Genomic DNA, 5,354 nt, shown 5'->3' on the forward strand with positions numbered 1-5,354 from the left:
CCATGTTAAGTACTGGGGAATAGGGAACGAAGTGTACGGCCCCTGGCAGGTCGGCCATTGCAGTGCTGCCGAGTACGCAGAAAGACTCCGCCAGTACACTCAGTTCATGAAGGGTGTGGATCCGTCGATTAAGGTAATCGCAGTCGGAGCCGATAACCCCGACTGGGACATGACCGTGTTGAAACACGTGGGTCATCTGATAGATTACATCTCTATCCATCAGTATCACGGCTGTGACGACTACTTTGGGACCGTTGCCTCCGTCTACTACTGTGAACAGAGGCTTAAGCTCCTGGAGGGGCTGATAAAACACCTGCGTCTGGATCACGTAAAGATCTCCTTTGATGAATGGAACATCTGGTACAAAATCAGCGCGGAAAGGAAAGGCGCCGAGAAGAGAATCGTGCTTCTGGAGGAACCCTACGCCTTGAAAGACGGTCTCTTTGCGGCAGGGATTTTCGCTGTGATGCATCGTATGGCTAATACAGTTCAGATGGCCAATCTTGCGCAAATGGTAAACGCACTCGGTATGATAAAGACCAAGGGCGACGAAATGGTACTGACTCCCATCTATCATGCATTTGATCTATTTGTGAATCATACCGGAAGAACTGTCCTGGACATGGCGATTGGTTCTGAAACTTACGAAATAAGCTCCAAGACATTCGTCGAGGGCCGAAACAGCTTCAAGCTCAGCGAAGTTCCCTATGTTGATGGATCGGCCACCTTTAACGAAGATAAGAATATTTTGAGCGTCGCCCTTATTAACTACTATCAGAAGGATGTAGAAGTCTCTCTCGATCTTTCGGGAATCGAAGTCCAGAAGAGGGCCGTCCAGCATGTTCTGACGGGATCTGCTCCCGATGAAATGAATGACTTTGAAAATCCAGAGCGAATAAAACTTGGGAGCAAAGAGCTGACCTCCTGCTCTCCGGAAATGACTGTGAAGCTCGATTCGATGTCGGCAAATGTAATCGAGTTTTCTCTGGACGGAAAGCTATAACCCTTTGAAAAAGGATTACCTCCAGCACAAGTTCAGGCAATGAGAGTTTTTTGACCTGAGGAGAAGGCATTCTGGAGGCTCTGAAAGGAAGAGTCTTCAACTGAGAATAGTTTGGAACAGAGCAAAACAATCAACTTGACCTTGTGTCTAGAAGGAATTTGTTTGTTGCCCGCGAATCTATCGTGTTGCCGGTATTCAAGTGAGTATAATGCCTGCCGTCTTGTGAGCATTTAAATGCAACAGTGCCTGGAGTTCGACTCCGGCGAGTCCGGTCTGGATGAGGTAAAATCGTGGTTAAGGCATAAAATCGACGAAATCTAGAAGGTGATGTGTATGTACTTAATCGGATGTGATATTGGCACCCAGGGAACAAAGAGTGTAATGGTGAATGAAAGAGGAGAGGTTCTAGTTGAAGCTCAAAGAGAATATGACGTCATTAAGCCCGGTTCAAACTGGGCCGAGCAGTGGCCCGATGTTTGGGTCAAGGCGGCTTTCGAGACCATAAAAGAGGTGTCTGAGAAGTCGGGAGTCGAGAATAAGGAAATAGCTGCCCTGGCCATTAGCGGGCTTTATGGAGGGTCAGGAGTCCCTGTTGACAGTGGAATGAAGCCTCTGCACCCTTGTCTCATCTGGATGGACAGACGAGCGACATCGCAGACCTCCTGGGTGAAGGAAAACATATCAAGAGACAAGATCTTTTCGATTACGGGAAACTATGTGGATTCCTATTATGGATTCACGAAGATAATGTGGCTTAGAGACAACAGGCCGGATATCTGGAAAAAGATATATCAATTCGTGACACCGAAGGATTACATGATTTATCGGCTTACAGGTGAAAACGCGATTGATTACTCCTCGGCAGGTAATATTGGCGGAGTATTCGACATAAGAAAACTTACCTGGTCGAAAGAGATGTGTGAGGCCCTTGGTATACCCATTGAATACCTTCCTGAAAGAATCGTCAAGTCGAGTGATATCGTCGGCAGAGTAACTGCCGAAAGCTCAAAGCTGTGCGGCCTGCTCGAAGGAACTCCTGTGGTCTCAGGGGGGATAGATGCCCCGGTGGCTCAGCTTTCGGCCGGAGCGCTTGAAGAAGGCGAACACGTTGCAATGGTCGGAACCTCTACCTGCTGGGGTACCGTACATGACGGCAAGGATCTGCCGTTTGGTTTGGTGAGCTTCCCATATGTGGTAAACGACACTGAAAGAATCTACTCTTTTGGAGGCTCGGCAACTACCGGAGCCCTTGCCAAGTGGTTCAAGGAAGAGTTTGCCGACAGCGAAGAGTCTGTTGGACGCAGGACAGGCAGGTCTCCATATCAGCTCCTCGACATGGAAGTTGAAAAGATTCCTGCAGGAAGTGACGGAATCGTGGTACTTCCTTATTTCATGGGTGAAAGGTCGCCAATTTGGGATCCCTTTGCGAAGGGTGTATTCTTTGGAGTCACGCTCGTTCACACAAGAGCCCATATGTACAAGGCACTCATGGAAGGTGCTGCATACGCTCTCAGACATAATATAGAAAACGGGATTAAGGCAGGACTCAAGCTCGACGACGAATGTTTGATAGTTGGCGGAGTTGCAAAATCAACAGCCTGGAACAGGATTTTTGCAGATATAACCGGTTACAAAATGAGACAGGTATCCAGTCTAGTTGAAGCACCGTTTGGCGATGCCTTCCTTGCAGGGCTAGGTGTCGGATTGATAGACAAGCCGGAAAGAATAAAGGAGTGGGTGAAGTTCCGAGATCCTATAAGCCCAAATTCCGAAAACCAGAGGGTTTACGAGAAACAGTACTTGATTTTCCGAGAGCTCTACGAAAAAACGAAGGAGATAATGTGGAAGATGCACTAGGAACGGGTAAGGAGTTAGAGCCAGAAAGACAGGTCGCTAAGCCGAGAATCCTCATACGATGTGTTTTCGGTTGATGCATCTACGGCAGGCCCCTGGTCTTATCGTAACTTCAGCCCACACCTATGCCCCAGTCTCGATTGGATTGCTGATCGTCTGCTTCAGCTGACTGGTCAAGGTTCTTTTGTCTTCCAGACTATTTCAAGAGAGTATGTCAGTGGTTCAGTCGTGACTGGTATGTAATCCTGTCGATTTCACACAGCCCTCGATTTGTCTTCACCCACAAAGAGAGGGCACAAGATCAAGAGCTCCAGGAAATGATTCACGCTACATGGCCTGAGACACAGAATTAAGAACTGACTGTGATGGTGAAGGGTCAGCGAAGTGACGGGAGAGATTTGGACTGCGAGGAATCACTTCCGGCAGGGAGCAGCCGGTAAAACGGCACTCCATGCTCTCCGGGGTCAGACAATCTGTTTTTGACTGGAAGCGGTGAGAGATACTCATGGTCAAAGATTAGATACACACTGAGATCCTGATCATTCAACAGCTCTCCTATGACCGATAGGATCGGCAAACAGAAAGGGCATAAGGTATAAATCATTCCAAGTCGGTGGAACCTTAACTGAGATCAAAACTCTCTGGATGAATGTTTGTATTTCGAAAAGGAGGACTGATTACTATTATTAGAGACCTTGAGGTGTGGTTTATAACGGGAAGTCAGGAGCTTTATGGAAAGGAAGTACTGAAAAAGGTCGAAGAGAATTCGAAGAAACTAGTAGATGCACTCAACGATGCAATTTCAACTCCTGTAAAGATTGCCTGGAAACCAGTGTTGAAGGATGCAGATCAGATAAAGAAAGTAATTGATGAAGCTAACTCCAGCAAAGTCTGCATAGGTTTGATAGCCTGGATGCACACGTTTTCACCCGCGAAGATGTGGATTGCCGGACTGAAATCACTTGAAAAGCCTTTCCTTCACTTCCATACTCAGTTCGAGCAGAAGATACCCTGGAATACCATCGATATGGACTACATGAACACAAACCAGTCCGCACACGGAGGAAGAGAATTCGGCTTCATCTCTGCAAGGCTTGAACTCAAGCGCAAAGTCATCGCAGGACACTGGAGTGACTCTAAGGTCATATCGAAGCTGGAAGACTGGATTAGGGCGGCGCTCGGCTGGAATGAAGCTCATACACTCAAGGTCGCAAGACTTGGCGACAACATGAGAGATGTTGCAGTTACTGAGGGAAACAAGGTCGACGCTCAGATTGACTTTGGTTATGAAGTTCATGGTTTCGCTGTTGGCGACTACATAGAGGGCTACTTCAAACAAGTCAAGAGAAGCGAAGCTGAGGAACTGGTGAACAGGTATCTGGAGGAATATCCCATCAGGAAATCAACAGTCTCTGAAGAAGTCTTTCAGGCATCTATAAGGGAAGCCGCTAGAATCGAAATCGCACTTCGAAGGTTTCTGGAAAAGGGCGGATTCAAAGCATTCACAACCACTTTTCAGGACCTCCACGGGATGAGACAGCTTCCGGGAATTGCTGTACAGAGACTTATGAGAGATGGTTACGGATTCGGGGGTGAAGGTGACTGGAAGTCCGCGGCCCTTGTAAGAATTATGAAAGTGATGGCCGAAGGCATAGATATTGGAACCTCGTTCATCGAAGACTACATTTATCATTTTGAACCGGGGAACATAATGGAACTGGGATCTCACATGCTAGAAGTTTGTGAATCCATAGCGGACGGTACACCTTCCCTTGAAGTGCATCCCCTTTCAATTGGAGGGAAAGAACCCCCAGCGAGACTGGTATTCAATGCAAAGGAAGGCCCTGCAGTCCAGGCCTGCATAGTCGAGTTCGGAGACAGGTTCAGGATGATAGTCAATGAACTAGAAGTAGTGAAGCAGCACGAGGATATGCCGAAGCTCCCTGTTGCAAGGGCGCTATGGGTTCCAAAGCCAGATCTGGCAACAGCAGCGACCGCGTGGATACTTGCCGGCGGGGCGCATCATTCAAGTATGAGCTACACCGTTACTGCCGAACAGCTTGAAGACCTTAGTGACATGTTTGGAATTGAGATAGTAGTAATTGACGATAAGACTGATATCACGGAGTTCAAGAAGGAGCTTAGATACAACGAGGTATACTACAAATTGAAAAAGCTGTGATTTGCAGGTTCAAATCGCTGAAAGTGTAAGCAAATTCCTTGGTAGGGGGAAGCCTATGCTACGTGAACTAAAAGAGGAAGTCTACAGAGCGAATGTTACGCTCATTGAATCCGGACTGGTAAAACTCACGTGGGGAAACGCAAGCGGAATCTCCAGAAAGGAGCGTCTCGTAGTCATTAAGCCGAGCGGGGTAGACTATTCCGATCTTTCCCCCGACAATATGGTTGTTGTAGATCTTGAAGGAAGAGTGGTCGAAGGAGAGCTGAGGCCTTCTTCCGACACTCCAACTCACGTTCTTCTTTACAGATGCTTCGG

At 47.6% G+C, this 5,354-nt stretch carries 4 protein-coding genes; all 4 read left to right on the top strand.

Annotation, left to right across the window (positions count from 1 at the left end; all coding sequences use genetic code 11):
- On the top strand, positions 1-1,003 hold a 1,003-nt coding region (locus B3N33_RS10500), incomplete at its 5' end, for an alpha-L-arabinofuranosidase C-terminal domain-containing protein (RefSeq protein WP_292593280.1).
- Positions 1,004-1,336: 333 nt separating this feature from the next.
- Positions 1,337-2,860 carry an FGGY-family carbohydrate kinase gene (locus B3N33_RS10505; RefSeq protein WP_292593282.1) on the top strand — a complete coding sequence of 508 codons (1,524 nt, stop codon included), beginning with the start codon at positions 1,337-1,339 and terminating at the stop codon, positions 2,858-2,860.
- A 646-nt stretch (positions 2,861-3,506) separates the two neighbouring features.
- Positions 3,507-5,039: an L-arabinose isomerase gene (gene araA / locus B3N33_RS10510; RefSeq protein ID WP_292593284.1), complete on the top strand. Its 1,533-nt coding sequence runs from the start codon at positions 3,507-3,509 to the stop codon at positions 5,037-5,039.
- Between the two features lie 55 nt (positions 5,040-5,094).
- A partial coding sequence (locus tag B3N33_RS10515; protein ID WP_292593286.1) for a class II aldolase/adducin family protein occupies positions 5,095-5,354 on the top strand: 260 nt, incomplete at its 3' end.

Origin of the sequence: Mesotoga sp. UBA5825, from assembly GCF_002432955.1 — a bacterium.
Taxonomy (GTDB): Bacteria; Thermotogota; Thermotogae; order Petrotogales; family Kosmotogaceae; genus Mesotoga.